Annotated in this window: 24 protein-coding genes; 14 read left to right on the top strand and 10 right to left on the bottom strand. The window is 68.7% G+C overall.

The window, feature by feature from the left end; all coding sequences use genetic code 11:
• The first annotated feature begins 22 nt into the window (after positions 1 to 22).
• The 4 genes from SB816_RS27595 (at position 23) to SB816_RS27610 (ending at position 3,728) form a co-directional block, all read left to right on the top strand.
• On the top strand, positions 23 to 880 hold the full coding sequence (locus SB816_RS27595; protein WP_006385635.1) for an ABC transporter permease: 858 nt from the start codon (positions 23 to 25) through the stop codon (positions 878 to 880).
• Entirely contained in the window at positions 877 to 2,163 is a 1,287-nt protein-coding gene (locus SB816_RS27600) for a glycine betaine/L-proline ABC transporter ATP-binding protein (RefSeq protein WP_054503252.1), read from the top strand. Before SB816_RS27595 ends, SB816_RS27600 begins: the two co-directional genes overlap by 4 nt.
• A 157-nt stretch (positions 2,164 to 2,320) precedes the next feature.
• On the top strand, positions 2,321 to 2,695 hold the full coding sequence (locus tag SB816_RS27605) for a tautomerase family protein (RefSeq protein WP_054503251.1): 375 nt from the start codon (positions 2,321 to 2,323) through the stop codon (positions 2,693 to 2,695).
• Positions 2,696 to 2,708: 13 nt separating this feature from the next.
• Positions 2,709 to 3,728: a LacI family DNA-binding transcriptional regulator gene (locus SB816_RS27610; RefSeq protein WP_054503250.1), complete on the top strand. Its 1,020-nt coding sequence runs from the start codon at positions 2,709 to 2,711 to the stop codon at positions 3,726 to 3,728.
• Between the two features lie 17 nt (positions 3,729 to 3,745).
• Here the strand turns inward: SB816_RS27610 and SB816_RS27615 are convergent, their stop codons facing one another.
• The 6 genes from SB816_RS27615 to SB816_RS27640 are packed head-to-tail and all read right to left on the bottom strand — an operon-like array spanning position 3,746 to position 10,812.
• On the bottom strand, positions 3,746 to 4,657 hold the full coding sequence (locus SB816_RS27615) for an NAD-dependent epimerase/dehydratase family protein (RefSeq protein ID WP_054503249.1): 912 nt from the start codon (positions 4,655 to 4,657) through the stop codon (positions 3,746 to 3,748).
• Positions 4,658 to 4,673: 16 nt separating this feature from the next.
• Positions 4,674 to 5,756 (bottom strand): lactonase family protein, encoded by a 1,083-nt coding sequence (locus SB816_RS27620; RefSeq protein ID WP_410547814.1) that lies wholly within the window; start codon positions 5,754 to 5,756, stop codon positions 4,674 to 4,676.
• Complete coding sequence (locus tag SB816_RS27625) at positions 5,749 to 6,936, bottom strand: sugar ABC transporter permease (protein ID WP_116792144.1); 1,188 nt, start codon at positions 6,934 to 6,936, stop codon at positions 5,749 to 5,751. Before SB816_RS27625 ends, SB816_RS27620 begins: the two co-directional genes overlap by 8 nt.
• Before the next feature lie 5 nt (positions 6,937 to 6,941).
• Positions 6,942 to 8,489, bottom strand: coding sequence for a xylose ABC transporter ATP-binding protein (locus SB816_RS27630; protein WP_269873494.1), 1,548 nt, complete (start codon positions 8,487 to 8,489; stop codon positions 6,942 to 6,944).
• A 14-nt stretch (positions 8,490 to 8,503) separates the two neighbouring features.
• The gene (gene xylF, locus SB816_RS27635; protein WP_054503246.1) at positions 8,504 to 9,517 is read right to left on the bottom strand and encodes a D-xylose ABC transporter substrate-binding protein; all 1,014 of its coding nucleotides are present in this window, start codon (positions 9,515 to 9,517) and stop codon (positions 8,504 to 8,506) included.
• 26 nt (positions 9,518 to 9,543) lie between these two features.
• Positions 9,544 to 10,812 carry a carbohydrate porin gene (locus tag SB816_RS27640; protein ID WP_054503321.1) on the bottom strand — a complete coding sequence of 423 codons (1,269 nt, stop codon included), beginning with the start codon at positions 10,810 to 10,812 and terminating at the stop codon, positions 9,544 to 9,546.
• A 369-nt stretch (positions 10,813 to 11,181) separates the two neighbouring features.
• Between SB816_RS27640 and bktB the strand changes: the two genes are divergently transcribed.
• The 7 genes from bktB (at position 11,182) to SB816_RS27675 (ending at position 18,955) form a co-directional block, all read left to right on the top strand.
• A complete protein-coding gene (gene bktB, locus SB816_RS27645; protein ID WP_054503245.1) occupies positions 11,182 to 12,363 on the top strand; it encodes a beta-ketothiolase BktB in 1,182 nt (393 codons plus the stop codon).
• 104 nt (positions 12,364 to 12,467) lie between these two features.
• Positions 12,468 to 13,238, top strand: a complete 771-nt coding sequence (locus tag SB816_RS27650) for a spermidine synthase (protein ID WP_054503244.1) — start codon at positions 12,468 to 12,470, stop codon at positions 13,236 to 13,238.
• A 179-nt stretch (positions 13,239 to 13,417) separates the two neighbouring features.
• Positions 13,418 to 14,167 (top strand): GntR family transcriptional regulator, encoded by a 750-nt coding sequence (locus SB816_RS27655; protein WP_054503243.1) that lies wholly within the window; start codon positions 13,418 to 13,420, stop codon positions 14,165 to 14,167.
• Positions 14,118 to 15,434, top strand: coding sequence for a malonyl-CoA decarboxylase domain-containing protein (locus tag SB816_RS27660; RefSeq protein WP_054503242.1), 1,317 nt, complete (start codon positions 14,118 to 14,120; stop codon positions 15,432 to 15,434). The genes SB816_RS27655 and SB816_RS27660 overlap by 50 nt, the downstream gene beginning before the upstream one ends.
• A 45-nt stretch (positions 15,435 to 15,479) precedes the next feature.
• A complete protein-coding gene (locus tag SB816_RS27665; protein ID WP_116792140.1) occupies positions 15,480 to 16,271 on the top strand; it encodes an enoyl-CoA hydratase/isomerase family protein in 792 nt (263 codons plus the stop codon).
• Positions 16,272 to 16,276: 5 nt separating this feature from the next.
• Positions 16,277 to 17,818: a malonate--CoA ligase gene (locus SB816_RS27670; protein ID WP_144654582.1), complete on the top strand. Its 1,542-nt coding sequence runs from the start codon at positions 16,277 to 16,279 to the stop codon at positions 17,816 to 17,818.
• Between the two features lie 162 nt (positions 17,819 to 17,980).
• The gene (locus SB816_RS27675) at positions 17,981 to 18,955 is read left to right on the top strand and encodes a Bug family tripartite tricarboxylate transporter substrate binding protein (RefSeq protein WP_049072725.1); all 975 of its coding nucleotides are present in this window, start codon (positions 17,981 to 17,983) and stop codon (positions 18,953 to 18,955) included.
• Positions 18,956 to 18,982: 27 nt separating this feature from the next.
• Here SB816_RS27675 and SB816_RS27680 read toward each other — a convergent pair whose 3' ends face one another.
• On the bottom strand, positions 18,983 to 19,939 hold the full coding sequence (locus tag SB816_RS27680; RefSeq protein WP_144654583.1) for an aldo/keto reductase: 957 nt from the start codon (positions 19,937 to 19,939) through the stop codon (positions 18,983 to 18,985).
• A 242-nt stretch (positions 19,940 to 20,181) separates the two neighbouring features.
• On the opposite strand from SB816_RS27680, the gene SB816_RS27685 reads away from it, so the two are divergent.
• The gene (locus tag SB816_RS27685; RefSeq protein ID WP_049072728.1) at positions 20,182 to 21,153 is read left to right on the top strand and encodes an ABC transporter substrate-binding protein; all 972 of its coding nucleotides are present in this window, start codon (positions 20,182 to 20,184) and stop codon (positions 21,151 to 21,153) included.
• A gap of 28 nt (positions 21,154 to 21,181) precedes the next feature.
• Here the strand turns inward: SB816_RS27685 and SB816_RS27690 are convergent, their stop codons facing one another.
• On the bottom strand, positions 21,182 to 21,334 hold the full coding sequence (locus SB816_RS27690; RefSeq protein WP_155755470.1) for a hypothetical protein: 153 nt from the start codon (positions 21,332 to 21,334) through the stop codon (positions 21,182 to 21,184).
• A gap of 209 nt (positions 21,335 to 21,543) precedes the next feature.
• Between SB816_RS27690 and SB816_RS27695 the strand changes: the two genes are divergently transcribed.
• Both SB816_RS27695 and SB816_RS27700 read left to right on the top strand, forming a co-directional pair.
• Entirely contained in the window at positions 21,544 to 22,434 is an 891-nt protein-coding gene (locus SB816_RS27695) for an ABC transporter permease (protein ID WP_049072730.1), read from the top strand.
• 1 nt (position 22,435) lies between these two features.
• Complete coding sequence (locus SB816_RS27700; RefSeq protein WP_054503238.1) at positions 22,436 to 23,230, top strand: ABC transporter ATP-binding protein; 795 nt, start codon at positions 22,436 to 22,438, stop codon at positions 23,228 to 23,230.
• Positions 23,231 to 23,332: 102 nt separating this feature from the next.
• On the opposite strand, the gene SB816_RS27705 is transcribed toward SB816_RS27700, so the two are convergent.
• Positions 23,333 to 24,037, bottom strand: coding sequence for an aspartate/glutamate racemase family protein (locus SB816_RS27705; protein ID WP_410547815.1), 705 nt, complete (start codon positions 24,035 to 24,037; stop codon positions 23,333 to 23,335).
• A gap of 28 nt (positions 24,038 to 24,065) precedes the next feature.
• Positions 24,066 to 25,316, bottom strand: a complete 1,251-nt coding sequence (locus tag SB816_RS27710; RefSeq protein ID WP_144654585.1) for an NAD(P)/FAD-dependent oxidoreductase — start codon at positions 25,314 to 25,316, stop codon at positions 24,066 to 24,068.
• Positions 25,317 to 25,372: the final 56 nt, after the last annotated feature.

Genomic DNA, 25,372 nt, shown 5'->3' on the forward strand with positions numbered 1-25,372 from the left:
GCGCTGAAATGGAGTCAAAAACATGTTTCCTGAAATCATTCCCGCGCGTCAGGTGCGCGGGGCCATCGACGGATTCGTCGATCATCTGGTCACCAATTACGCCGACACCCTGGAGACGCTGTCCCAGCCCGTGCTGCACGCCCTGGTGTGGCTGGAGCAGGTGCTGCGCAGCTCGCCGTGGTGGGCGGTGGTCGGCGTGACCATCGCCATCGCCTGGCTGGTCAGCCGCCGCATCGGCCTGAGCCTGGCCATGGGCGCGCTGCTGTGCGTCATTGGCGTGCTCGGCCTGTGGGACGCCGGCATGCAGACGCTGGCGCTGATGATCATGGCGGCCGGACTGTCGGTGATCATCGGCATTCCGCTGGGCGTGCTGATGGCGCGCGTCAACTGGCTGCGCTCGATCATGCTGCCGGTGCTGGACGTGATGCAGACCATGCCCAGCTTCGTGTACCTGATCCCGGTCGTGATGTTGTTCGGCCTGGGCAAGATCCCGGCCATCATCGCCACCGTGATCTACGCCGTGCCGCCGCTGATCCGGCTGACCGACCTGGGCATCCGCCTGGTCGACCGCGAGGTGCTGGAAGCGTCGCGCGCCTTCGGCGCCAATCCGCGCCAGCAACTGTTCGGCGTGCAACTGCCGCTGGCCCTGCCCAACATCATGGCCGGCATCAACCAGACCACGATGATGGCGCTGTCGATGGTGGTGATCGCCTCCATGATCGGCGCGCGCGGCCTGGGCTATGAAGTGCTGCTCGGGATCAATCGCCTGGAAGTGGGCCGCGGCCTACTGGCGGGCCTGGGCATCGTGGTGCTGGCCGTGCTGTTCGACCGGATCACGCAATCGTATGGACAGCGCATGCGCATGGGAGGCCAGCGATGAGCAAGATCGAAGTCAAGAACATCTACAAGATTTTCGGGCCGCATCCGAAGAAATGGCTGGAAGCCGCCCAGGGCGGCATGAGCAAGGAAGCGCTGCTGGCCGAAAGCGGCCACACGCTGGGCCTGCGCGACATCAGCCTGTCGATCGAAGAGGGCAGCATCTACGTCATCATGGGCCTGTCGGGTTCCGGCAAGTCGACGCTGATCCGCCACTTCAACCGCCTGATCGAGCCCAGCGCGGGCCACATCCTGGTCGACGGCGTCGACGTGGTCAGCCTGAACAAGCGCGACCTGGAGACCTTCCGCCAGAAGAAGATGAGCATGGTGTTCCAGCGCTTCGGCCTGTTCCCGCACCGCACCGTGCTGGACAACGCCGCCTACGGTCTGGCCGTGCAGGGCGTGGGCCGCGCCGAGCGCGAGCAGCGCGCCCGCGAATGGCTGGAGCAGGTCGGCCTGTCGGGCTTCGAACAGCAGTATCCGCACCAGTTGTCGGGCGGCATGCAGCAGCGCGTCGGCCTGGCGCGCGCGCTCGCCACCGACGCGGAGATCCTGCTGATGGACGAGGCCTTCTCGGCGCTCGATCCGCTGATCCGTCGCGAAATGCAGGACCAGTTGCTGCAACTGCAATCCAAGCTCAACAAGACCATCGTCTTCATCACCCATGACCTGGACGAGGCGCTGCGCCTGGGCAACCGCATCGCCATCCTGAAGGACGGCGAGCTGGTGCAGGAAGGCACGCCGGAAGACATCCTGTTGAACCCGGCCAACGATTACGTGCAGTCGTTCCTGCAGGACGTGAACCGCACCAAGGTGCTGAACGCGACCCATGCGGTGAACCCGGCGCGCCTGACGCTGACCATGCGGTCGCGTCCGGCCCACGCGGTGGACCGCATGCGCGCGCTCAACTACGAATACGCGCCGGTGCTGGACGGCAAGCGGCTGGCCGGCGTGCTGACGCTGGTCGCGGCCGAGCAGGCCGTGCGCGAGGGCGGGCGCGACGTGTCGCGCTTCGTCGAGGATCTGGCCTCGGTGCCGGCCACGGCGGGCCTGGGCGAGGTGCTGGCGCAACTGGTGCACAGCGACCAGCCGGTGGCGGTGACGGGCGAGAACGACGAGTTCATCGGCATGCTGTCGCGCAAGAAGGTGGTCGAACTGGTTACGCCGGTGCTGGCCGAGACGGCGCCGACGGACCCGTCCGCCGAGACGCCTGCGGAGGACGGCCAGGCGGCGCAGGCCGAATTGCAGGGCCAGCCGCAACCGGCGCCGCGAGGCGAGGCGGCCTGAGGCCCCGCTTGCCGTCAGGCAAGGCGGGCGGCGGGTGCCGCTCGTCATGACGAGCCGATTCCGGCGCGGCCAGGCTTGCGCCTCGGGCCAGTCCGGATATGATGGCTGGCCGGCGCCGACTGCCGGCGTGCCACTATTCGGAATATCGGAATCCGTCATGCCAATCTTGAATGTCCAGATCATGCAGGGCCATTCGGCCGCCCAGAAGACCACGTTGCTGAAGGCGGCCTCGCAGGCGGTCGTGGAAAGCATTGCCGCGCCGCTGTCCAGCGTGCGCATCGTGCTGCAGGAAATCCCCGCCGAACACGTCATCGTGGCGGGCGAAATCGGCAAGGCCATGGCGCGCGTCGACGCGGCGCTGATCGAGGGCCGTGACGAAGCCAAGAAGTCGGCGCTGATCGCGGCGCTGAACCAGGCCGTCTGCGACAGCATCGGCATTTCGGGCGAAGACGTGCGGGTGCTGATCCGCGACGTGCCCAAGACCGACATGGGCGTGGCCAACGGCCTGAGCGCCAAGGCCGCGGGCCGCTGAGCGGGGCCCCGGCATGGCGACCGGCAAGGACAGGGGATCCGTCACCGTCGATGACGTGGCGGCCCAAGCGGGCGTGTCGATCAAGACCGTCTCGCGGGTGCTGAACAACGAGCCGAACACCAGCGAGAAGACGCGCGCCAAGGTCATGGCCGCGATCGAGTTGCTGAAGTACCAGCCCAATCCCTCGGCCCGCCGGCTGGCCAGCAAGCGCTCGGATCTGATCATGCTGGTCTACGACAACCCCAGCGACAACTACCTGATCAACATCCAGCACGGCGCGCTCGACGCCTGCAAGCGCTATTTCTACAGCCTGCTGCTGCATCCCTGCGACTATCGCGCGCCCGACCTGGCGGCGCAGATCGTGCAGGCGGCGCGGCAGCACGCCTGCGCCGGGCTGGTGCTGACGCCGCCGTTGTCCGACGTGCGCGCGCTGATCGAGGCGTTGGACCATGGCGACGTGCCCTACGTGCGGCTGGCGCCGGGTTCGCCCAGCGCCCGGGGGCTGGAAGTCAGCACCGACGATCGCGCCGCGGCGCGCGACATGACCCGTTACCTGCTCGGCCTGGGCCATCGCCGGATCGGCTTCGTGGCCGGGCATCCCGACCACGGCGCGGTGGGCGAGCGCCTGCATGGCTACCGCGATGCGCTGGCGGAGCTGGGTGTGGCCTACGATCCGGCGCTGGTGGAGCAGGGCCTGCATTCGTTCGATTCGGGGATGCAGTGCGGCCAGCGTCTGCTGGACCGCGCGCAGCGCCCGACCGCGATCTTCGCGGCCAATGACGACATGGCGGCCGGCGTGCTCTACACGGCGCACGCGCGCGGCCTCAAGGTGCCGCAAGAGTTGTCGGTCGCGGGCTACGACGATACGCCGCTGTCACGCCAGACCTGGCCCAAGCTGACCACGCTGCGCCAGCCCATCCGCGAGATGGCCTACGCGGCGGTCGAGCAGTTGGCCTCGCGCGAACCGCAGGCGCGGGTGCGCACGCTCGGCTATGAGCTGGTGGTGCGCGATTCGACCCGCTCGCCCGGCTGAGCCCGGCGCGCGGGCGCTCAGCGCAGGCGCTTCTGCACGTCATCCTGCGGCGCGTAACCAATGCTGTCGCGGGCCTCGGCCACGTCCCAGGCGCTGCCCTGGTTGGCCGACACGCCGTTGACGGTCACGCTGCCGTCCGGCCAGTTCGACGCATCCGCGGTCAGCGCGGCAAGCAACAGCCGTTCGAAATCCCCATTGGATAGCCACATATCGTGGAACCACGCCAGCGCGCGGCGGGCCGGCTCGTCCCGCGCGGGGGGCGCCGGCGCGCGCCGATGCGCCACGCCGGAATAGGTCATGTCGCGCGGATCGTTGTCGTCCGGCAGAATCCAGCCGATGCGCGCGATCACGGTGGACAGCTTGCCGTGCGTGACGGCGGAAAAGGCGCGGCACAGCCGCTCGCCCATCACCTTCGAGGTGCCGTAGGCCAGCGAATGCACCTCGCGCTCGCCGTCGAACCAGCGGGTGCCGGGCGCGGGCTCCGTGCGCGCGGTGAGCTTGCCCGGCCCGATCGTGGCGGCCAGCGGCAGGTCCTTGTAGCCGCCCATGGCGTGATTCGATGACGAGAATAGCAGCCGGCGCACGCCCTGCGTGGCGGCGGCCGTCAGGACGTTCAGCGTCATGTCGTAAGAGCCCAGCGCCTCTTCCCAACTGGCGTCGGGCGTCGAGTGGCGTGCCGCCAGGTGCAATACCGCGTCGGCGCCGGCGAAGTGGCGGGTCCAGCCGGGATCGGGCCGTTGCAGGTCGGCGGCCACCAGGGTCAGGCGGTCGCGCAGCTCCGGGCTGAAGACGCTGGCGTCCGCCTGCAGGTCGATGCCGGTCAGGTGCTCGCACCAAGGCTGGCGCGCCAGGATGGCCAGGGCCTTGCGGCCGAGCTGGCCGGTGGCGCCGGTGACGATGATGCGGGCGGGGGGCAGGGTAGAGGTCACGGTGGATGTTTCCGGTTCAATGCAGAGGGCACAGGCAGGCGGGAGAGCGCAGCGGGTAGGGGGCGCCGTGCGACTGCGCCAGGCCGGTGGCCGGATCGATGCGCACGGCGCGAAGGAGGTGATCGTCCTGGGCGGCCAGCAGCAGGAATTCGCCATCGGGCGTGAAGGCGATGTCGCGCGGCGTGCGGCCACCGACGGCGATGAAACCGAGCGGTTCGAGCCACGGCGCCGCGCGGCGCAGCCGGAAGACCGCGATGCTGTCGTGGCCCCGGTTGGCGGCATACAGCAGGTCGCCGCGCGGATGCAGGCGCAGCGCCGACGTGGTGTTGGCGCCGCGCCAATCGGGCGGCAGCGTGCTGGCGCGGGCCAGCGCGTTGCCGGCGCCGTCCAGCGCGTACAGCGCCAGGGTGTTGGACAGTTCTTCCACCACCACCGCCAGCGTGTCGCCGGCCGCCAGCACGAGATGGCGCGGTCCGGCGCCGGGCGGCGTGCGCCATTGGCGTATCGGCATGGCCTCCAGGCCGTCGGGCAGGACGCGGTGGCAGGCAATCGTGTCGGTGCCCAGATCGCAGAGGTAGACCCGCGTGCCGTCGGCGCCGGGGGCCGCGTAATGCACGTGCGGACCTTCCTGGCGGTCGGCGCGCGGCCCGGAGCCGCTTCGCGTGATGACCTGGGGCGCGGCGCTTGGCAGGCCGTCGGCGTCGAGGGCGTAGCACAGCAGTTCGCCGGAGCCGTAGTTCGACACGTACAGTTGCCGCGCCGCCCGGTTGATGCTGACGTGGCAGGGCGCGGCGCCGGGTATGGCGACGCGCCCGATGGGGCGCAGGGCCGCGGCGCCGTCCTCGATCGCGAAAACCTCCAGCGCCGCGTCCTGCTCCTGTTCGCTGACGCTGTAGAGGCGGCCGGCCGTCGCGCATAAATAGGAGGGGTTGACCGGGCCGGACAGCACCTGGCGTTGCCGGAACGATGCCGTCGCGCCATCGAACGCGAGCAGGTGGATGCCCTGGCCGCGGCCCTGCACGTGGGGCAGGATTTCGGTATAGGTGCCGACGGCGAGCACGCAGGCGCCGGGTACGCGGGAAAGGATGTCGTTATGCACGTTCGGACCTCGTCGCCACGTCGATCCACACCGCCAGCACCAGCACGGCGCCCTTGACGATCATCTGCCAGGAGGTGTCGACGTTCATCTGCTGCATGCCGTTGTCCAGGCTGGCCATGACCAGCGCGCCGATCAGCGCGCCGTACACCGTGCCGGAGCCGCCGCGCATCGAGGTGCCGCCGATGAAGCAGGCGGCGATCGCGTCGAGTTCGCCGCCCACGCCGGCCGAAGGCGAGCCGGCCGCCGAACGCGCGGTGGTGACAATGCCGGCGAACGCGCACATCAACCCCATCAGCATGAACACCATCAGCTTGACGCGCTGGACGTTGACGCCGGACAGGCGGCTGGCCTCGACGTTGCCGCCAACCGCGTAGACGTGGCGGCCGAACACGGTCTGCGTGGCGATCCACGAGAACGCGCCCAGCAGGGCCAGCAGGATCAGCACCGGCAGCGGCACGCCGTGGGCCTGGTTCAGCACCAGGACGAAGCCGACGGCGGTGGCGGTGATGGCGCCGATGCGCAGCGCGTCGATCCAGCGCGGCGCCACGGCCAGGCCCAGGCGGCGATGGCGCCGCCGGCGCGCCAGCGTCAGGCCGCAGGTCAGCGCGACGATCAACGCGGCGAACAGCCAGGACAGGGCGGGCGGCACGAACGCCTGGGCGATGGCGCCCAGGTCGTCGGGCACGGGCGCGATGGTGACGCTGTCGGTGCTCAACTGCAGCAGGCCGCGGTAGGCCAGCATGCCGCCCAGGCCGACGATGAACGACGGCACCCGCAGCCGGGTCGTGAGATAGCCATTGACCAGGCCGAGCGCGGCGCCGGCCGCCAGCACCACGGCGACCGACAACCAGGTGTTCCAGCCCAGGTTGACCGTCAGGATGGCGACCAGGCCGCCGAGCAGCCCGAGCAGCGAGCCGACCGACAGGTCGATCTCTCCGGCGATGATGACCAGCACCATGCCGCAGGCCAGCATGCCGGTCACCGACATCTGCAGCAGCAGGTTGGAGATGCTGTTGGGCCGCAGGAAGCTGCCATGGGTCTGGTGCCAGAAGAACAGCCAGATCAGGGCGAGTGCCAGCAGCATGGCCAGCAGCTTGTGGCGCGCGAACAGTTGCCGCAGCGGCGGATGTCCGCCGCGCCGGCGCGGTTCTGAAGAGGAGGAGGCGAGTATCTGGGTCATGGCGTTCAGGCGGCGTGCCGCAGCGGGTCGGTGTTGAGGGCGGCGGCGAGCACGCGTTCCGGCGTCAGGCCCTGGATGGGAAAGTCTGCCGCGATGCGGCCGGCATTCATGACCAGCACGCGATCGCTCATGCCGAGGATCTCCGGCAGTTCCGACGACACCATGATGATGGCCACGCCGCGGTCGGCGAGATCGAAGATCATCTTGTAGATGTCGTACTTGGCGCCGATGTCGACGCCGCGCGTCGGTTCGTCCAGGATCAGGACTTTGGGTTGCCTGAGAGCCATCTTCGCCAGCACCACTTTCTGCTGGTTGCCGCCTGACAGGCTGGCGACCGGCAGGCCGGGGCTGGCCGTCTTGATGCGCAGGCGCGCGATTTCGCGCTCGACCGTGGCCAGTTCCGAATCGCCATCCACCCGCGTGGCGCGGGCATGATCGGCCAGGCTGGCCAGCGTGATGTTCTCGGCCACGCTCATCAGCGGCACGATGCCGTGGCGCTTGCGGTCCTCGGGCACCAGGCACAGGCCGTGCGCGATGGCGTCGGCCGGGGATGTGATGCGCACCGGGCGGCCGGCCACCTGCACCCGCGCCTGGTAGCGGCCGGCGTAGGCGCCGTAGATGGCCGAGACCAGTTCGGTGCGGCCCGCGCCCACCAGGCCGGCGATGCCGAGGATCTCGCCGGCGCGCACCTGCAGCGCGACGTCGTCGACCCGCTTGCGCCGCGGATTGGTGACGTCCCAGCAGGTCACGCCGCGCGCCTGCAGCACCACCGTGCCCGGTTGGCGTTCGGTGCGCGGAAAGCGCGATTCGAGCGCGCGTCCCACCATCAGGCCGATGATGCTGTCTTCGTCGAGCGCGTCCGCCGGCTGGGTGGCGATGTGCTGGCCGTCGCGGATCACGGTGATGGTGTCACAGAGGCGTTTGACCTCGTCGAGCTTGTGCGAGATGTAGATGCAGGCCACGCCGGCGCGCTTGAGGTCTTCGATGATGGCCAGCAGCACCTCGATCTCCCTGGCGCTGAGCGAGGAGGTCGGCTCGTCGAAGATCAGCAGGCGCGCTTCCTTGGCCAGCGCCTTGGCGATCTCGAACAACTGCTGGTGGCCGTTGCCGTAGTTCATGACGGGCGCGGCCACGTTGACATCGGTGAGCTTGAGCCGGGCCAGCAGCTCGGCGGCGCGGCGGTGCATGGACGGGTAGTCCATGCGCCCGCCCGGCAGGCGCATTTCGTTGCCCAGGAAGATGTTCTCGGTGACGCTCAGTTGCTGCACCAGCATCAGTTCCTGGTGCAGGATGACAATGCCGGCTTCCTCGCTGTCCCGGGTCGAGCGTGCGCGCAGCTCGCGCCCTTGCCACAGGATCTGGCCCTGGTAGCTGCCGTGGGGGTAGACCCCCGACAGCACCTTCATCAGGGTCGATTTGCCGGCGCCGTTTTCGCCGCACAGTCCGAGGCATTCGCCGGGCCGCACGCTCAGGCTGACGCCCGAGAGCGCGCGCACGCCGGCGAATTCCTTGACGATGCCGCGCATTTCGAACAGCGGTTGCTGTTGGTCCATGGTGCGCCTCCCGGCTACTTGCCCGCGATCTGGTCTGCCGTATAGAACCCGTCCTTGACCAGGATATCCAGATTGTCTCGCGTGACCAGCGTGGGCTTGATGAGGAGGGCGTTGACCTCGCCCTTGCCGTTGTCGAGCTTGGCGTTGAAAGCGGGCGTCTTGCCCTGCACCAGGTTGACCGCCATCTGCGCGGCCGCCTCGGCGATGGCCTTGATCGGCTTGTAGACCGTCATGGTCTGCGTGCCCGCCGCCACCCGGCGCACGCCGGCCAGGTCGGCGTCCTGGCCGGATACCGCGACCTTGCCCGCCAGCTTCTGGCTCGTCAGCGCCTGGATCGCGCCGCCGGCGGTGCCGTCGTTGGAGGCGACGATGGCCTGGATGTCGTTGTCGTTGGCGTTCAGGGCGTTCTCGATGATGGTCTGGGCCTTGGACGGATCCCATTCGGGCGTCCATTGCTCGCCGACGATGGTGATGTCGCCCTTGGCGACCAGCGGCTTGAGCACGTTCATCTGGCCCTCGCGGAACATGCGCGAGTTGTTGTCGGTCGAGGCGCCGCCCAGCAGGTAGTAGCGGCCCTTGGGCACGGCGTCGACCATGCCCTGGGCCTGCATTTCGCCCACCTTGATGTTGTCGAACGATACGTAGCCGTCCAGCGGCGCGCCAAGGATCAGGCGGTCGTAGGCGATCACCTTGATGCCGTTGCGGTGCGCCTTGGCGATGGCGCTGCCCAGCACCTTGGAATTGAACGGCACGATGACCAGCGCGTCCACGCCCTCGGCGATCAGGTTCTCGACCTGGGCGATCTGGCGCGATTCGCTGGCGTTGGCCGATTGCACGTTGACCTTGGCGCCCAGCGCGGTGGCGGCCTCGACGAAATAGTTGCGGTCGCGGGTCCAGCGTTCGACCCGCAAGTCGTCGATGGAAAAGCCGATCACCGGCGCGTCCTTGCTGGCGTGGACGGCGGGGCTGGCGAGCAGCGCCGCGGGCAGGGCCAGCGCGCAGGCCAGGCGGCGAAAGAATGGGGTCATGTCGGTCTCCTAGTGGCGCGTCGCGCTCAGAATGTGATGCCGGTCTTCAAGCCTGCGATGAAGGCGTCGTGGTTGGCGCTGGTGCCGCCAGGATGCCTGATGTACTGCAGATTGGGGCGCAGGTAAACGGACGGGATCGGCGACCAACTGTAGTAGGCCTCGGCCACGTACTCGTAGCCGTCGCCCACCTTGGTGCTGGTGCCCAGGCGCTGGTCCTGCTGGCGCGCGTAGTCGGCATAGCGGCCGTTGTTGTGGGTCGCGCCGATCGCCACGCCGATGACGTCGCGCGCCAGGCCGAACGGTCCTTTGTACTGCAGCCCGAGCGCGATCTGGTGATCCTGCGCGGCGGTGGCGCGGTCGGCCTGCGACACGTTCAGGAACACCGAGGCGCCGCGGCCGCCGGCGGCGCCGCTGACCTGCTGCTCGAAGTTGATGTAGAAGCCGTACTGGCCGTTGCGTTCGCGCGGCGCCAGCCCGGTCTGGCCGCGCGGCGCGTGGTTGATGTCCTGGTACAGATCCTTGCCATCGGAGGTGTTGTACCAGGCGCCGAACTTGTACGAACCGGGCAGGCCGTTCCAGGCCGGCAGCCAGCCGACTTCGAGCGGGATCAGGGCGCCGGTGGTGCCGTCGGGATTGTCCAGCGACAGGCCGTGGCGGCGCGCATAGCCGTCGTCCACGTAGTTCGGATTGACCTGGTAGACGCCTGCCTGCACGTAGGTCTGCTCGGACGTGTTGACCTTCAGGCGCGTGGCCCACTGGCTGGTCGGCCAGTTGACCCAGTAGCTGCCCACCAGGTTGCCGGGCTGCGAGCCGCAGAAGGTCAGGTTCTGGAAGTCGCAGGAAAAGCTGGCGAAGTCCTCGCCCACGGTGAGGCGGCCGATCTTCCACTGCACCCGGTTGTCCAGGAAGGCCTGGTTCAACCAGAACTGCGTCATGTGCCAGGTCTGGCCGCGGCCGTAGACCTCCTGGATCAGCATGTTGTTGCCGATGCCCGCGTCGGCGCCCAGGTTGCGGCCGTTGCGGTCGGTGATGGTCATCTGGAACGTGCCGCCATGCCAGCCGAGCAGCTTGTCCAGATCCATCGTGGCGCCGATGACCCACTGGTCGGTGTAGCGCGTCAGTTTGTCCTGGCCGCCGCTGAAGTTGTGGGCGGCCTCGCCGGTGTAGCCCAGATTCAGCGTCACGCCGCTTTCGGCCAGGCGGGTGCGCAGGCCGCCCCAGTCGCCCAGCAGGTAGGGGCTGGTCTGCAGGTCGTAGGCCCGGGCCGCGCCGGCGGCCGACAGCAGGCCGGCCATCAGCAGCCAGGGCAGCCAGCGGTTGGATCGCGCGGGGTGGGACGGGAAACGCAGGGGCCGCAGGTGCACGCCGGTCCCTGCCGCTGCCGCGAGGCAGGGAGGTATTGCCATGACTTTGTCTCCTGATGCCGCCCGTGCCGAGGGCCGTCGCGGCTTGTTTTTCGTTGACCGGCAGATACCGGCGAAGCTAGTGTCTGCAAAAATGACAGCGCTGTCAATTGTGGTCGGGATTAGGGATTGCCCGGGGAGCGCGGGGTTTTTCCACGGCGCCGGCAAGGCGACTTTCGCCTGGCGAGAAGGGCGCGCCGAGAGGCGGCGGGAGGCGCCGGGCGCGCGAGTATGATGGACAGATAACCAGGAGGAAACATCATGAATGAAGTCATCGTCGCGTCCGCCGTCCGTACCGCCATCGGCGACTTTGGCGGCGCGCTGAAAGACGTGCCGCCCTGCGATCTGGGCGCCACGGTCATCAAGGCGGCGTTGGAGCGCGCGGGCGTCAAGGGCGACGAGGTCGGCCACGTCGCCGTGGGCCACGTCATCAATACGGAACCGCGCGACATGTACCTGTCGCGCGTGGCCGCCATGAACGCGGGCATTGCCAAGGAGACGCCGGCCTTCAACGTCAACCGCCTGTGCGGTTCGGGCCTGCAGGCCATCGTCTCGGCGGCGCAGACCATCCTGCTGGGCGACGCCGAGATCGCCATCGGCGCGGGCGCCGAGAGCATGAGCCGCGCGCCCTACATCGCGCCGGCGCAGCGCTGGGGCGCGCGCATGGGCGACAGCGTGATGCAGGACATGATGACCGGCGCGTTGTCGGATCCGTTCGGCCGCATGCACATGGGCGTGACCGCCGAGAACGTCGCGGCCCGGTTCGGCGTCAGCCGCCAGGACCAGGACGCGCTGGCCGCCGAATCGCACCGTCGCGCCGCCAACGCCATCGAGGCCGGCTATTTCCGCGACCAGATCGTGCCGATCGTGCAGAAGACCCGCAAGGGCGAAGTGGTGTTCGACACCGACGAGCACGTGCGCCGCGATGTCACGGCCGACAGCCTGGCCGCGCTCAAGCCGGTATTCCAGAAGGAAAACGGCACCGTCACCGCCGGCAATGCCTCGGGGCTGAACGACGGCGCCGGCGCGCTGGTGCTGATGAACGCCTCGGTGGCGGCCAAGCGCGGCGTCAAGCCGCTGGCGCGCCTGGTGGCATACGCCCATGCGGGCGTTGATCCGACCATCATGGGCATCGGTCCCGTGCCGGCCACGCAGGCCGCGCTCAAGCGCGCCGGCCTGACGGTGGATCAACTCGACGTGATCGAGGCCAACGAGGCCTTCGCCGCGCAGGCGTGCGCCGTGACCCGCGAACTGAAGCTGGACCCGGCCAAGGTCAACCCCAACGGCAGCGGCATCGGCCTGGGCCACCCGATCGGCGCCACCGGCGCCATCATCACGGTCAAGGCGCTGCATGAACTGCAGCGCGTGCAGGGCCGCTACGCGCTGGTGACCATGTGCATCGGCGGCGGCCAGGGCATCGCGGCGATCTTCGAGCGCATCTGAGCGACGCCTCATCGAGGCGCCGTCATCGACGCGCCGTCGACGGCGCATCGATGCCCCGCGGGCGGGCCGCAAGGGTCCGCCCGCGGCGGCCCTACAATCGCGCCATGTACAAATCCAAATTCCCCTCCGAACTCGACCAGCCGACCCTGTCGGAAGTGGACGGCGTGCGCTATCTGCACTTCAACACCGAATGGGTCCAGGGCGCCATGCGCATCAAGAACCCGGCGGAACTGGTACTGGAATACACCAGCCAGATGATGGCCTGGCTGCTGTTCCTGGAGCCGCCGAAGGACGAGGCCATCGGCATGTTCGGCCTGGGCGCCGGTTCGCTGGCGCGGTTCTGCGCCAAGCAGACGCGCGCGCCGCTGCTGGCGGTGGAATGGAACCCGCGCGTCACCGCCGCCTGCCACATGTTCTTCCGCCTGCCCGGCGAGAACCGGCTGCTCGTCGAGCACGCCGACGCCGCCGAATGGGCCGCCGATCCGCTCAACGCGGGGCGCTGCCCGGTGCTGATGGTCGACCTGTACGACGCCTCGGCGCAGGGGCCGGTGCGCGACAGCGTCAAGTTCTACCGCGACTGCCGCCGCGTGCTGGGCGAGGTCGGGGTGGTGGCGGTGAACCTGTTCGGCCGCCATGAGAGCTTCGGCAAGAATATCGACAATCTGTCCAAGGCCTTTGACGACCGCATCGTGCTGCTGCCCGAGATCGACGCCGGCAACCAGATCGTGCTGGCGTTTTCCGGTCCGCGCCTTGCCGTCACGCCGGCCGACCTGCTGGCGCGGGCCGAGGCGGTCGAATCCCGGTATGGACTGCCGGCGCGCCGCTGGGCCCGTTCGCTGACCCGCCACGCGGTCGACGGCATCCTGCATTTTTAGGCGTCCCTGTTTTCCCGCGGCCACGTGGCCGCGGCGGCATGCCCGTTCGCACGCAGCCGAGGCGCGAAGGGGACCCTGGGGCAAGTCCCTACGACATCCGACTAGTCTGATTCATTGGGACAGCGCTATGATGGGCTTATTCATAATTATGAATTACGGCGCTGTCAGGCCGTCTGCCCATGACCTCACCCATCGTCCGGCAAGCCCTGTACCTGGAAGTCGCGGACCGTCTTCGCGCCATGATCCATGCGCGCGCGCTGCGCAACGGCGAATGGATCGACGAGCTGCGCCTGGCGGGCGAGCTGGGCATCTCGCGCACGCCCTTGCGCGAGGCGCTGAAAGTACTGGCCACCGAGGGCCTGGTGCGGCTGGAGCCGCGCCGCGGCTGCTTCGTCAATGAACTGTCGGCGCAGGACCTGGAAGACATCTTTCCGTTGATGGCCATGCTGGAAGGCCGCTGCGCCCACGAGGCCGCCCGCAAGGCGTCGGATGCGCAACTCGAGGCGCTGGCGCCCTTGCACGAGGCGCTGGCCGGCCATGCCGCCGCCGGCCGCATCGATGCGTATTACCAGACCAATTACCTGATCCACGAAGCGGTGCAGGCGCTCGCCGGTAACCAGTGGCTGGTCGACATGGTGGGCAACCTGCGCAAGGTGCTGAGCCTGTCGCGCCACCGCAGCCTGGCCTGGCCCGGCCGCATCGAGGAATCCTGCGCCGAGCACCTGGCCATCTTCGAGGCGCTGAAGGCGCGCGATCCCGAACGCGCCGAGGCGCTGGCGCGCCATCACCTGATGCGCCAGCTCGAAGTGCTGCGCGCCCTGGCGGCCGATGACCAGGCGCCATCGCTTTCCGATCTTCCCGTTGCAGAGGAGCCCGTCCATGAACGCACCCGTCCATCTCGAGTCCGCGCGCGGCGCACGCACGCCTGACACCGACGTCGAGTCGGGCGATGCCGCCGCGCAGGTCGGCGACAGCCTGATCACGCGCCTGGGCCGCCTGTGGGAACGCGGCCGGCTGCCGAGCGAATCCGAAGTGCGGCGGCTGTTCGAGGCCCGCCTGACCGACGTGGCCGCCAACAAGCTGGCGCGGCGCTGGCGCGAGCTCTATGCGGCGGCCGACGGCAAGGACCGTCGGCTGATGCTGGCCGCGCTGACGCAGGTGCGCGGCACCTTCGCCGGCGATGGCGGCGAGGGCGTGCGCTTCTTCAAGCGCCTGAACGCGCAGCCCGCGGGCCTGCGCTTCCTGGTGGAACTGCGCGCCGACATGCTGCGCTGGCGCAAGCAGGTGGCCGGCGTCCAGGCGCTCGACAAAGACCTGGAAGGCCTGCTGTCGGCCTGGTTCGACGTCGGCCTGCTGGAGCTGCGGCCGCTGACCTGGGACTCGCCGGCCTCGCTGCTGGAGAAGCTGATCATCTACGAGGCGGTGCACGAGATCCAGTCGTGGGACGACCTGCGCCACCGGGTTGCGCCGGATCGCCGCTGCTACGCCTATTTCCATCCGCAGATGCCGGACGTGCCGCTGATCTTCGTCGAGGTGGCGTTCGCCGGCAGCATGGCCGACAACGTGCAGGCGGTGCTGGACAGCGCCGCGCCGCGGCAGGATTTGGGCAAGGCGCGCTGGGCGATCTTCTATTCGATCTCGAACACGCAGGCGGGGCTCAAGGGCATCAGCTTCGGCAATTTCCTGCTCAAGCGCGTGGTCGAGCAATTGCTGGAAGAACTGCCGCAGCTCAAGTCGTTCGCGACCCTGTCGCCGATTCCGGGGTTCGCCGATTGGCTTGGCAAGCTCGACGCCGACGCGGTCGAGGCCATCGTGCGCGAGGACAAGTCGCGCGCCAAGACGCGCCAGCGCGCCGGCGTGCCGGACGGCCAGCGCTGGGCAGCGCGGCTGGCGCGCGCCGCGCAGGGCAAGGCGACGCCCGACGTGGTCAAGCGCGCCGCCTTCCGCCTGGCCGCGCACTATCTGCAGGCCATGAAGAACGGTCTGCCGCTGGACGCGGTGGCGCGCTTCCACCTGGGCAACGGCGCGCGTATCGAGCGCCTGAACTGGGCGGCGGACACCTCGGCCAAGGGACTCAAGCAGTCCTGCGGCCTGATGGTCAATTACCTGTACGACCTGGATGAACTGGACGGCAACCTGGCGCGCCTGCATGAAGGCAAGCCGCAAGTGAGCCGCAGCGTGTTACGCGCGGCCTGAGCGGCGGCGCGTCGCCACATAAAAACCGATAACCAGCGAGGGGACATGACGGACAACACGGCAGGCCGTGTGCTGCTGCAACGCGACGGGCAACTGGCCTGGGTGACACTGTCGCACCCGGGGCGCCTGAACGCCATCACCGTGCGCATGTGGCGCGAACTGCGCGACGTGTTCACGCGCATCGCCGCCGACGACGCGCTGCGCTGCGTGATCGTGCGCGGCGAGGGCGGCAATTTCGCCGCGGGCGCGGACATCCGCGAGTTTCCGGCCGAGCGCGCCGACGCCGCGGGCGTGCAGCGCTACCACCGCGAGATACTGGCGCCCGCATTGATGGCCGTGGCGCAATGCCCGCAGCCGGTGGTGGCGCAGATCGAAGGCGTGTGCGTCGGCGGCGGGCTGGAGATCGCCTGCCAGTGCGACCTGCGCATCGCCGGCGAATCGGCGCGCTTTGGCGTGCCGATCAACCGGCTGGGCTTTCCCATGGCGCCCGACGAGATGCGCGGCCTGCTGGCATTGGCCGGCCGCGCCGCGACGCTGGCCATCCTGCTCGAAGGCCGCGTGTTCGGCGCCGCCGAGGCGCGCGACCTGGGATTGCTGACGCGCATCGTGGCCGATGCCGAGGTGGCCGCGCAGGCCCGGCGCAGCGCCGAACGCATCTGCCAGGGCGCGCCGCTGGCCGCCCGCATCAACAAGCGCCTGTCGGCGCGCCTGGCGCAGGGCGGCGCCTTGACCGAAGCCGAATACCAGGATTATTTCTCCTACGCCGACAGCCGGGACCACAAGGAGGGCGTGCGCGCTTTCCTGGCCGGCGTAGACCCCCACTTCTCCGGAGACTGAAAACGGTGAGCAACGCCAATCTATACGCTGTGCTGGAGGGCGGATTCCCCGCCGATCGCAAACAGGTCGCGCTCGAAACCCCCGAGCTGGCCTACACCTGGGACGACATCGACCGCGCCACGGCCTGCCTGGCCAATCTGCTGGCCTCGCTCAAGCTGCCCGAGGGCGCGCGGGTCGCGGTGCAGGTCGAGAAATCGCCCGAAGCCCTGTTGCTGTACCTGGCCACGCTGCGCGCCGGCCTGGTGTACCTGCCGCTGAACACCGCTTATCGCGAAGCCGAGATCGAGTATTTCCTGGGCAACGCCGAGCCGGCCGTGGTGGTCTGCGCCGGCAAGAACCGCGACTGGGTCCAGCGCGCCGCCGACAAGGCCGGCTGCGCGCATGTCTACACGCTCGACGAAGACCGCACCGGCACGCTGCTTGAGGCCGCTGGCGGCCTGTCGCAGACCTTCAAGACCGTCAAGCGCACGCCGGACGACCTGGCCGCGATTCTCTACACGTCCGGCACCACCGGCCGCAGCAAGGGCGCGATGCTGTCGCATGGCAACCTGGCGTCCAACGCGCAGGTGCTGCACAAGTACTGGGGCTGGCGCTCGGACGACGTGCTGCTGCACATGCTGCCGATCTTCCACGTGCACGGTTTGTTCGTCGCCTCGCACGGCGCGCTGCTGGCCGGCGCGAAGATGATCTGGCTGCCCAAGCTGGACGCCGACCAGGCGCTGCGCTACCTGCCGCAAAGCACCGTGATGATGGGCGTGCCGACCTATTACGTGCGGCTGCTGGCCGACAAGCGCTTCAACCGCGAGGTCTGCGCCAACATGCGCCTGTTCATCTCGGGCTCGGCGCCGCTGCTGTCCGAGACCTTCAACGATTTCCGCGAGCGCAGCGGCCACGCCATCCTGGAACGCTACGGCATGAGCGAGACCGTCATGCTGACCTCCAATCCGTATGACGCGGCCGATGGCGAACGCCTGGCCGGCACTGTGGGCCGGGCGTTGCCGGGCGTGCAGGTGCGGGTGGTGGACGATGCCGGCATCGCGCTGGCGCCGGGCGAGATCGGCAACGTGCAGGTGCGCGGGCCCAACGTGTTCTCGGGCTACTGGCGCATGCCGGAAAAGACGCGCGAGGAATTCACGCAGGATGGCTGGTTCAAGACCGGCGACGTGGGCCGCTGGGGCGGCGAATCCGCTGGCCGCGACGTGCCTGCCGACTATCTGTCGATCGTCGGCCGCAGCAAGGACCTGATCATCTCCGGTGGCTTCAATGTCTATCCGAAAGAGATCGAGACGCTGATCGACGACATGCCGGGCGTGGCCGAATCGGCCGTCATCGGCGTGCCGCATGCCGATTTCGGCGAAGCGGTGGTGGCGGTGGTGGTGCCCAAGGACGGCGCCACGCTGGACGCCGCCGCGATGCAGGCCGAGCTGAAGGCGCGCATCGCCAACTTCAAGGTGCCCAAGCGCGTGCACATCGTTGACCAACTGCCGCGCAACACCATGGGCAAGGTGCAGAAGAACGTGCTGCGCGAAACCTATCAGGCGCTGTAGCGTCGTCATGCCAGGCCGGTCCACGCAGACCGGCCATTTTTTTCCAAGGAGCCCGCCCCCTTTCCAGAACGATTCCCGAACCAGGCAGCATCCCAACCCAAGAACACAAGAGACGAGACGCGGGAAACGCGCCGTCCCCACGCTGCAGCAAGAGGAGACAATATGAAATACCGCATGTTCGCCGCGACCCTGCTGGCCACGCTGGCCGCCGGTTTCGCTGGCACCGCCAGCGCCGCGTCCTGGCCGGAACGGCCCATCACGCTCATCGTGCCCTTTCCCGCCGGGGGCGGCACCGATACCTTCGCCCGGCCGCTGGCCCAGCAGTTGACGATGCAACTGGGCCAGTCGGTGGTGATCGACAACAAGGGCGGCGCCGGCGGCACCGTCGGCGCGGGCGTGGCCGCCAAGGCGCGGCCGGACGGCTACACCTTCTTCATGGGGGGCGCGCACCATGCGCTGGCGCCGTCGCTGTACAAGAGCCTGAACTACAACATCCAGAAGGACTTCGTGCCGGTGGCGCTGGTGGCGCAGCCGCCGCAGGTGGTGGTCATCAATGCCACCAAGCTGCCCGTCAAGACGCTGCAGGAATTCATTGCCTACGCCAAGCAGCATCCCGGCGACATCAACTTCGGCACGGCCGGCAAGGGCAGCACCCACCACCTGGCCGGCGAACTGTTCGCCATGCAGACCGGCATCAAGCTGGTCGACGTGCCGTACCAGGGCGCGGGGCCGATGCTGACCGCGCTGATCGGCGGGCAGGTGGACCTGGCGTTCGACGGCCTGGGCTCGTCATCGGGTCATATCCGCTCGGGCGCGATCAAGCCGCTGGCGGTGGCCGCCGACAAGCGCTCGCCGTCGCTGCCGGACGTGCCGACCGCGGCCGAGGCCGGGGTGCCGAACTACGTGGTGTCGACCTGGTACGCGATCTGGGCGCCCGCGGGCACGCCGCAGGAGGCGGTGGACCGCATGACGGCGGAAATCACCAAGGCCCTGAACACGCCGAAGATCAAGGAGACCTGGGAGAGCAACGGCACCGCCATTCCGACCCTGACCGGGCCGGCCTTCGGCAAGTTCGTCGACAGCGAGGTGTCGCGCTGGGCCAAGGTGGTGTCGGACTCGGGCGTCAAGCTGGATTGACGCCCGTGGCGTTGGCGCGGGCGCGTGTCAACGCCAGTCGCTGGCCAGGCTGAGCCTGGCCAGTTGGTCGCGCGTCAGCGTCAGGCTGGCGGCCTTGACCAGTTCGTCCAACTGCGCCAGCGACGTGGCGCTGACGATCGGCGAGGTGATGCCGGGCTGCGCGATCTGCCAGGCCAGCGCGGCCTGGGCGGGCGTACAGTTGGCATCCTCGGCGACTTCATCCAGCGCCTTGAGGATGCGGTAGCCGCGGTCGTTCAGGTACGTGTCGACGATCTTCTTGCCGCGCGCGCTCTTGCCGACGTCGGCCGGGCCGCGGTACTTGCCGCTGAGAAAGCCGCTGGCCAGCGCGTAGTAGTTGATGGTGCCCAGATCCTGCGCCTTGACCAGCGCCTGCAGGTGCGCCTCGAACGGCTCCCGGCTGTACAGGTTGTATTCCGGCTGGATGCTCTCGTAGCGCGGCAGGTTGTGGCGTTCGCTGGCGATCAGCGCTTCGGACAGCCGCACCGCGGTGTAGTTGGAGGCGCCGATGGCGCGCACCTTGCCGGCCTCGATCAGCTTGGCGTATTCGCCCAGCGTGTCGGTCAGCGGCGTGTCGGGATCGTCCTTGTGTGACTGGTACAGGTCGATGTGGTCGGTCTGCAGCCGCGCCAGCGACGCCTCCAGCGCGCGCCGGATGTAGGCCGGCGCCAGGCCCTTGGCGTCCGGACCCATCTCCATGCCGACCTTGGTGGCGATCAGCACGCGGTCGCGCTTGCCCGAGCGCTTGAGCCACTTGCCGATCAGGGTTTCGGATTCACCGCCCTGGTTGCCGGGCACCCAGCGCGAATAGACGTCGGCGGTGTCGATGAAATTCAGGCCGGCGTCGACCAGCGCGTCCAGCAGCGAGAACGTGCCGGCCTCGTCGACGGTCCAGCCGAAGACGTTGCCGCCGAAGGTGAGGGGAGGGATCTGCAGGCCGGAGCGGCCCAATGCGCGTTTGATCATGATGTGGCCCTTTGGATGTCGCGGATGTCGTGTCGCGCGGGCGCGGCGCTTTTAGTATATTGGCGCCGCCCGCCCCGGCATGGGGCAGCCGCGCCACGCATGCACCATTTCAGGGATTCCCCCCAAGTGAATTTGGGTTGCGACACGTTAGACTATACGGCTTTACGGCTGTCCGGACCGTGGGGAAGCCCGCGGAACAGCCGTAATAATGAACAAATACCAAGGGTTCAAGGAGCTTACCTATGCTGATCGGAAAAAAACATTTTCTGACGGTTGGCGCAATGGCGCTGGCGATGGCGATCGCCGCGCCGGTGGCGGCGCAGCAGAAGTCGGTGGCGGTCACCGCCATCGTCGAGCACCCGGCGCTGGACGCCGTGCGTGACGGGGTGCAGGACGCCCTCAAGCAAGCCGGCTACGAGCCGGGCAAGAACCTGAAGTGGCAGTACCAGAGCGCCCAGGGCAACACCGGCACCGCCGCCCAGATCGCGCGCAAGTTCGTCGGCGACAAGCCCGACGCCATCGTCGCCATCGCCACCCCGTCGGCCCAGGCCGTCGTGGCCGCCACCAAGGACGTGCCGGTGGTGTATTCCGCCGTGACCGACCCGGTCGCCGCCCAACTGGTCGCCAGCATGGACGCCTCGGGCACCAACGTCACCGGCGTGTCGGACCTGCTGGCGCTGGACAAGCAGGTCGAGCTGATCAAGAAGATCGTGCCCAACGCCAAGCGCGTCGGCATGGTCTACAACCCGGGCGAGGCCAACTCGGTCGTGGTGGTCAAGAAACTGCAGGAAATCCTGCCCAAGTCGGGCATGAGCCTGGTCGAAGCCGCCGCCCCGCGTTCGGTCGACGTGGCATCCGCCGCCCGCAGCCTGATCGGCAAGGTCGACGTCATCTACACCAACACCGACAACAACGTGGTCTCGGCCTACGAGTCGCTGGTGAAGGTCGGCAACGACGCCAAGATCCCGCTGATCGCCTCGGACACCGACAGCGTCAAGCGCGGCGGCATCGCCGCCCTGGGCATCAATTACCGTGACCTGGGCGTGCAGACCGGCAAGGTCGTGGTGCGCATCCTCAAGGGCGAGAAGCCCGGCGCGATTCCGTCCGAAACCATCTCCAAGCTGGAGCTCTACGTGAACCCGGGCGCCGCCGCCAAGCAAGGCGTGACGCTGTCCGACGCGATCATCAAGTCGGCCGCGGTGGTGGTAAAGTAAAGCGCAAGTCGTTCGGCCCCGCCCGTGCCTACCCGGCATGAGCGGGGTTTTGTTTTATCTTGTTTTCTTGTGTTTGCCCCGCGCCGGTACGCGGGGTCCACAGGGCGGCAGCATCCACAAGGTGCGCGCGGCCCGGCGCGATGGCGTTGGCCTTGAACGGCAGGTTGGTCACGGACCGCATGCCGCGTTTTGCTCCCCGGAGCGTCCCTCAAGCAGCCCGCTTGCGGCCCTGGCCGCCAAGCCCGGCAACGCCTTGGCAGGAATCGAGAGAAAATCGCACGGCAGGAAACGTTTATTGCGAAAGCTCGGGTAAAACTGACCCCGAAACGCAAGAAGTTGGACGTTCCTAATCTCTAATATGCTCGTTCCCTACCTGATTGGATTTGACCCATGTCATTGTTCTCGTTGTTAGGCGCACTGGAGATCGGCCTGATCTTCAGCCTGGTGGCCTTGGGCGTATTTATCTCCTTTCGCCTGCTGCGCTTTCCGGACCTGACCGTTGACGGCAGTTTCCCGCTGGGCGGCGCCGTCTGTGCCACGCTGATCGCCTCGGGCACCGACCCGTTCGTGGCCACCATCGCCGCCACTTTCGCCGGCGCCGCCGCGGGGCTGGTCACCGGCTGGCTCAACGTCAAGCTCAAGATCATGGATCTGCTGGCCAGCATCCTGATGATGATCGCGCTGTATTCCGTGAACCTGCGCATCATGGGCAAGCCCAACGTGCCGCTCATCACCGAACCCACCGTCTTCACCATTCTGCAGCCGGGCTGGCTGTCGGACTACGTGGCGAGGCCGCTGATCCTGGTGGTCATCGTGATCCTGGCCAAGCTGGCGCTGGACTGGTTCTTCGCCACCCAGACCGGCCTGGCGGTGCGCGCCACCGGCTCGAACGGCCGCATGGCCCGCGCGCAGGGCGTGAACACCGGCCGCATGATCCTGGGCGGCATGGCGCTGTCGAACGCGCTGGTCGCGATGGCCGGCGCGCTGTTCGCGCAGACCCAGGGCGGTTCCGACATCTCCATGGGCATCGGCACCATCGTCATCGGCCTGGCCGCCGTGATCGTCGGCGAAAGCATCCTGCCGTCGCGCAAGCTGGTGCTGGCCACGCTGGCCGTCATCATCGGCGCCATCGTCTACCGCTTCTTCATCGCGCTGGCGCTGAACAGCGATTTCATCGGCCTGAAGGCGCAGGACCTGAACCTCGTCACCGCGGTGCTGGTCACGATCGCCCTGGTCATTCCCATGCTCAAGCGCCGGCTGGTCGGCAAGAAGGGGCGCTGATATGTTGTCCGCAAAAGACCTCAAGATCACTTTCAACGCCGGCACGCCGATCGAGACGCGGGCGCTGCGCGGGCTGTCGCTGGACATCCCGTCGGGCCAGTTCGTCACCGTCATCGGTTCCAACGGCGCGGGCAAGTCGACCTTCCTGAATGCCGTGTCGGGCGACCTGCCGGTCGATTCCGGCCGCATCGAGATCGACGGCGCCGACGTCACGCGCCAGCCGGTCTGGGCCCGCGCCTCGCGCGTGGCGCGCGTGTTCCAGGATCCGATGGCCGGCACCTGCGAAGACCTGACCATCGAAGAGAACATGGCGCTGGCGCAGTTGCGCGGCGCGCGCCGCGGCTATGGCCGCGCGGTCAAGACTTCGATGAAGGAAGGTTTCCGCGAACGCCTGGCCACGCTCGGGCTGGGCCTGGAAAACCGCCTGACCGACCGCATCGGCCTGCTCTCGGGCGGCCAGCGCCAGGCCGTGAGCCTGCTGATGGCGGCGCTGCAGCCGTCGCGCATCCTGCTGCTGGACGAGCACACCGCCGCGCTCGACCCGCGCACCGCCGACTTCGTGCTGCAACTGACGGCGCGCATCGTGGCCGAAAGCAAGCTGACCACCATGATGGTCACGCACAGCATGCGCCAGGCGTTGGACGTGGGCGACCGCACGGTGATGCTGCACCAGGGCCAGGTGGTGCTGGACGTATCCGGCGACGAGCGTCGCGGCATGGACGTGCCCGACCTGCTGGCCATGTTCGAGCGCGTGCGCGGCGAGAAACTGTCGGACGACGCCTTGCTGCTGGGCTGAACGGACGCTCCGGGCGCCGCCAGGCGCAAGACCCGGCGCGGATCCCTCGGGATCGCGCCGGGTTTTTTCATGCCGGCGCGCGGCGCCCGCGCGGATCGGCGGTCAGGCCGCCAGCGCGCGCCAGGTGCGCAGCAGCAGCGTCTCGATGTCGTGCACTGGCAGGCCGGTGGCGCGCGCCACGGCCTCGCGGTAGGGCGGCATGTTGGTGCATTCGAGCACGATGTCGGTCAGGTCCGGGGCGCGCCGCGCCAGCCGTTCGGCCGCCTCGACCACGTCGCGTTCGACCCGCGCCAGATCCATGTCCGGCGCGTTTTCCAGGATGCGCGCCTGCATCTCGCAACCGGGCGCCAGGCCTTCGACCACGGCGTTGGCGGGCACGCCGGCCGCATCCAGCAAGGCGCGATCGAGCGAGGCCGCATCGAAGGTGACGATGCCCACCCGCGCCAGGCCATGGCATTGCAGCAGGCTGGACGACACGACTGGCACCGGCACGGCGGCCTGCAAGGCGTCCTGGTAGCGCGCCAGGAAACCGCAACTGGTGGAGATCAGCGCCGCGCCGTCGCGCGCCAGACCCACGGCGGCACCGATGAACGGCCGCAGGAAGGCCGGGTCGGCTTCCTGCACGATCTTGCGCGGCGAGGCGCCCGGCACCGTGACGAAGCGCGCCGGGATGCCGGCGCGGGCGTAGGTCTCGGGGTTGCCGACGTCGCCGGGCGGGCGCGGAAAGCGCGTGTCCAGCATCAGCAGGCCGAGAAAGGCGCCGGGGGCCGCGGGCGCGGCCGGGAGGGTTGCATCGTTCGTGGCCATGCGAGGCTCCCGTGAATGTCGATACGCCCTAGAGGAATCGTCCCGGACGGAAGGCGTCGTGGCGGCCGGTGGCGTCGCCGTCGGTCATCAATTCCCCTAGTATCTGCGCGGTGCCGGGCGCCGTGCTGAAACCGATGTGCTGGTGTCCCAGCGCCAGCCACAGGCCCGGATGGCGCGGCGCCTGGCCGATCATCGGGCGGCTGTCCGGCAGCGTCGGGCGGCGGCCGAGCCAGGCCCGCGGGTCCAGCCGCTCGCCCAGGTCGATGGCCTCTCGCGCCCGGGTTTCCGCCAGGTCCAACTGGATGGGACGGGCAGGCGCGTCGCAGTCGTCCAGCTCGACGCCGGTGGTCAGCCGCAGGCCGCGCGCCATCGGCGACAGCACGTAGCCGCCGCCGGTGTCGTAGATGGGGCGGCCCAGCGCCGGGCCGCCGGCGGTGCCGTAATGCATGTGATAGCCGCGCTCGAACGCCAGCGGCAGGTCGATGCCGGTGGTCTTGAGCAGGGCCTTGGACCACGGGCCCAGCGCCACCACCAGGTCGGGCGCCGTCAGCGTTTCCGTGCCGGCATCGCCTTGCACGATCCAGCCGCGTCCGCCATCGCGGCGGATGGCGGCGGCTTGCAGTGTGCGGAAGACGCCGCCCGAGCGCTGGAACAGGTCGGCGTAGGCCGTGGTCACGGCGCTGGGATCGTCCACCGAATAGGACCCCTGGATCCACAGCGCGCGCGGGAAGATCGGCGCCAGGGCCGGCTCCAGTTGCGCCAGTTCGGCCGGGGCCAGCGCCTGGGTCGGCACCTGGTGGCGGGCGTAGGCCTGGCGCGCCAGGGCGCCGCCCTGCCACGCCTGTTCGCTGCGGAACAGGAAGATCCAGCCGCTGTCGCGCAGGCGGTGGCGCGCGCCGGCCGCGTCCAGCAGGCGCAGGTGTTCGGCGGCGGAGCGCCGGATCAGGCCGTCGAGCGCCGCCGTGGTTTCGCCGAACACCGACGGCCGGGCGCGCGCCAGGAAGCCCGCCGCCCAGCCCAGATTGCGGGCCAGGTACGCGGCGCGATAGCGGAATTGGACGGTGTCGTTGCGCAGCAGCCGGGGCAACTGGCGCCACAGGCCGGGATGGTTGAAGGGCATGAGGGAGCTGCGGGCCAGGACGCCGGCGTTGCCGGATGAGGTTTCCCGGCCGGGATCCTGGCGGTCGACCAGGGTGACCTGCATGCCGCGCCGCTGCAGTTCCAGCGCGCAGCAGACGCCGACGATGCCGGCGCCGAGCACTATGACTTGCTTTCCCATCGTCGCTGTCGCTGCTTGAGTCGGTATGGAACCAAGGGAGGTGAGCGGCCGATTGT

Origin of the sequence: Achromobacter sp. SIMBA_011 (genome assembly GCF_046535435.1) — a bacterium.
GTDB classification, from domain to species: domain Bacteria; phylum Pseudomonadota; class Gammaproteobacteria; order Burkholderiales; family Burkholderiaceae_B; genus Achromobacter; species Achromobacter dolens.

Coding starts and splice junctions, on each gene's coding strand:
- SB816_RS27595 (WP_006385635.1), top strand. CDS start 23: ATGTTTCCTGAAATCATTCCCGCGCGTCAGGTGCGCGGGGCCATCGAC.
- SB816_RS27600 (WP_054503252.1), top strand. CDS start 877: ATGAGCAAGATCGAAGTCAAGAACATCTACAAGATTTTCGGGCCGCAT.
- SB816_RS27605 (WP_054503251.1), top strand. CDS start 2,321: ATGCCAATCTTGAATGTCCAGATCATGCAGGGCCATTCGGCCGCCCAG.
- SB816_RS27610 (WP_054503250.1), top strand. CDS start 2,709: ATGGCGACCGGCAAGGACAGGGGATCCGTCACCGTCGATGACGTGGCG.
- SB816_RS27625 (WP_116792144.1), bottom strand. CDS start 6,936: ATGACCCAGATACTCGCCTCCTCCTCTTCAGAACCGCGCCGGCGCGGC.
- SB816_RS27630 (WP_269873494.1), bottom strand. CDS start 8,489: ATGGACCAACAGCAACCGCTGTTCGAAATGCGCGGCATCGTCAAGGAA.
- xylF (WP_054503246.1), bottom strand. CDS start 9,517: ATGACCCCATTCTTTCGCCGCCTGGCCTGCGCGCTGGCCCTGCCCGCG.
- SB816_RS27640 (WP_054503321.1), bottom strand. CDS start 10,812: ATGGCCGGCCTGCTGTCGGCCGCCGGCGCGGCCCGGGCCTACGACCTG.
- bktB (WP_054503245.1), top strand. CDS start 11,182: ATGAATGAAGTCATCGTCGCGTCCGCCGTCCGTACCGCCATCGGCGAC.
- SB816_RS27650 (WP_054503244.1), top strand. CDS start 12,468: ATGTACAAATCCAAATTCCCCTCCGAACTCGACCAGCCGACCCTGTCG.
- SB816_RS27655 (WP_054503243.1), top strand. CDS start 13,418: ATGACCTCACCCATCGTCCGGCAAGCCCTGTACCTGGAAGTCGCGGAC.
- SB816_RS27660 (WP_054503242.1), top strand. CDS start 14,118: ATGAACGCACCCGTCCATCTCGAGTCCGCGCGCGGCGCACGCACGCCT.
- SB816_RS27665 (WP_116792140.1), top strand. CDS start 15,480: ATGACGGACAACACGGCAGGCCGTGTGCTGCTGCAACGCGACGGGCAA.
- SB816_RS27675 (WP_049072725.1), top strand. CDS start 17,981: ATGAAATACCGCATGTTCGCCGCGACCCTGCTGGCCACGCTGGCCGCC.
- SB816_RS27680 (WP_144654583.1), bottom strand. CDS start 19,939: ATGATCAAACGCGCATTGGGCCGCTCCGGCCTGCAGATCCCTCCCCTC.
- SB816_RS27685 (WP_049072728.1), top strand. CDS start 20,182: ATGCTGATCGGAAAAAAACATTTTCTGACGGTTGGCGCAATGGCGCTG.
- SB816_RS27690 (WP_155755470.1), bottom strand. CDS start 21,334: ATGCGGTCCGTGACCAACCTGCCGTTCAAGGCCAACGCCATCGCGCCG.
- SB816_RS27695 (WP_049072730.1), top strand. CDS start 21,544: ATGTCATTGTTCTCGTTGTTAGGCGCACTGGAGATCGGCCTGATCTTC.
- SB816_RS27700 (WP_054503238.1), top strand. CDS start 22,436: ATGTTGTCCGCAAAAGACCTCAAGATCACTTTCAACGCCGGCACGCCG.
- SB816_RS27705 (WP_410547815.1), bottom strand. CDS start 24,037: ATGGCCACGAACGATGCAACCCTCCCGGCCGCGCCCGCGGCCCCCGGC.
- SB816_RS27710 (WP_144654585.1), bottom strand. CDS start 25,316: ATGGGAAAGCAAGTCATAGTGCTCGGCGCCGGCATCGTCGGCGTCTGC.